Here is a 2,177-nt window from a genome sequence, read left to right on the forward strand (position 1 = left end):
ACAGCGACTTAATCTTATCCGGAAGCCAAATATCGAAAAAATCTTTAGCCGTCTCTTTCTCACTTAAAAACTGCTTGAATATGGCATCGTGTGGGCTTGGGGTGAATTTTTTACTCATCCGATATCTTCAGTAATTGCTCGCGTCAGATTGAATTATGGCAAACAAACCCGCTATATTAAATACGCTATTCATTACATTTCAGACATCATAATCCAGCCATACAAAAACGCACCCTATCTTCTCAGGTGCGTCTATTTTTTGTTACTGGCATATATTTGGCTAATCACAGGAAAATGGCTCACAATCGATTAGACCCGATCTCGAAAATGAAAAGTATAACCAATTTGTAATTTCCACTCTGTAATTAAATTAAGGTAATTACCTGATAACAAATAAAATAAAAATCATAAATATAAAAAATAAATTGATTAGATAGGAAATTTCTATTTTTTAATAATTTATGCACAAAAAAGCTTGAAATAGCTAAGAAAAAAAACAAATTAATTAACCTGATTTTTACATAACTGTATTTATTAACAATTTATTTTTATCTTAAAAACCCAAAATTGCTTGTTATTCTGGATGTGGAACGGATGAGATAAAAAATAAATTAGATAATTTTTAATAAAAAAACCAAAGGAATAAAAATGTCTTATATCAACACCAATATAGATCATTACACTAAATTTATGGAAAGTAATTTGGGTATTAATGATATGGATGTTAAAAAAGCAACATCGCCTAATACAATACTGGAACATATTATTGATTTCATTACATTCGGAGGAGTAAAAAAAGAACTTACTAAACAATATAGCGAGTTCTGTTCAAAAATTGTCGATACTCTCGAACAATCTAATGGCTTAGATCGATACGAAATTCCAAAAAATCTTAAATTTAATTTCTCAGGTAAAGACGTTATTTTTTCAAATAATGACGGTTTCGTTTCTATCAACGTTGAAGGTAAAGTCGCTGAAAAAAGAATTGATGAAAAATGCTTTAATAATTTTTGTACGATTCAGTTATTAATGAAGCGCGAAGGTTTATCTGAAAATCAAGCTAGGTTAACAAATGACGGAAATATTTGTTTAGCAAACGCTGACCTTTCTAACAGAGATTTGTCGGGCATTGATTTAAGGGGCGCGGAATTGCATGATGTAAACTTATCTAACTCAGATTTAAGTTTTTCGAATCTAAAGGGGGCACAATTACAATTCACCAGGCTTGATTCCGTATGTTATGGTAAACAAGCAGAACGAAATACGTGTATGAGCAATCTCTGTGATTACCTAAAAACCACCTATCAAATAGATAGTGAAGGTAAAAGAAACTCTAAAAGTGATGGTTTATTTAGGGTTTCAGCTAACCATACTGACTTTCTTGATATCAAAAAAGCTTTCAATGAAGGAAATATTAATTTTGAAGAACATTTAGTACATTCGTTAATAAAAATCCTTGCAGATGAATGTAAAAGATTAAGCCCAATTGATGACCTGATGTTAATAGAGGTGAAAAGCGGACAAGAGGAATTTTTATCTATCTTTAATAAAAAAGTTCAATCAATGATCCCTGAAGAAAGGAAAGAGTTTGAAATAATTCTTGGTTTATATGCGGATGCTTACGATTCAGCTGAAGACGGTAATACCAGTAGTTTTAATAAAAATTCGATCTTAACCGGATCGTTTTATCCATCCTTATTTTTGGGCGGTGGACAAACTATAGCTACAGATATTGAAACTATAAGTAAACAAAGAGAATTTTCCAAAGAAATAATAACATCATTCAAGCACTTAAATGATGTTGAATTACCTGTTCTACACGATAATCGTAATATTCATAGTCAATCAGTAGAAAAAAATAAAACAGTCAATGAAGTTGATCCATCACACGCAAGGACAAGAAGCGAGTTAGTTAAAGCCAGAAAAGCATTTTTTGAACAGCTTACATCAACAAATGTAAATAATTTGAAACAACCAATTTCAACTGGGGCGTCAAGAGATGTAACAACGTTACGAAAGTTTTTTGATAATAACAGCCCAAGCTGATGCTATTTTGAAAACTTAATGAAAAAAAGATAGGTTTTAGGTTATCCCAAACCGGTTAGATAAAAAATCATGAACGTAGCACGCTACGCGTGAGCGGCGCAGCGGTGCTGCTTCGGGGATGTTAATGAGTT

Annotated in this window: 2 protein-coding genes; one reads left to right on the top strand and one right to left on the bottom strand. The window is 31.8% G+C overall.

What is annotated here, in order from left to right; genetic code table 11:
- The coding region (locus tag G468_RS21770) for an Rpn family recombination-promoting nuclease/putative transposase (protein ID WP_034250396.1) at nt 1-118 on the bottom strand (118 nt) is incomplete at its 3' end.
- A 530-nt stretch (nt 119-648) separates the two neighbouring features.
- On the opposite strand from G468_RS21770, the gene G468_RS21780 reads away from it, so the two are divergent.
- Nucleotides 649-2,046 carry a pentapeptide repeat-containing protein gene (locus G468_RS21780; protein WP_051297190.1) on the top strand — a complete coding sequence of 466 codons (1,398 nt, stop codon included), beginning with the start codon at nt 649-651 and terminating at the stop codon, nt 2,044-2,046.
- The last annotated feature ends 131 nt before the right edge of the window (nt 2,047-2,177 follow it).

Source organism: Arsenophonus nasoniae DSM 15247 (genome assembly GCF_000429565.1).
Classification (GTDB): Bacteria; Pseudomonadota; Gammaproteobacteria; order Enterobacterales; family Enterobacteriaceae; genus Arsenophonus; species Arsenophonus nasoniae.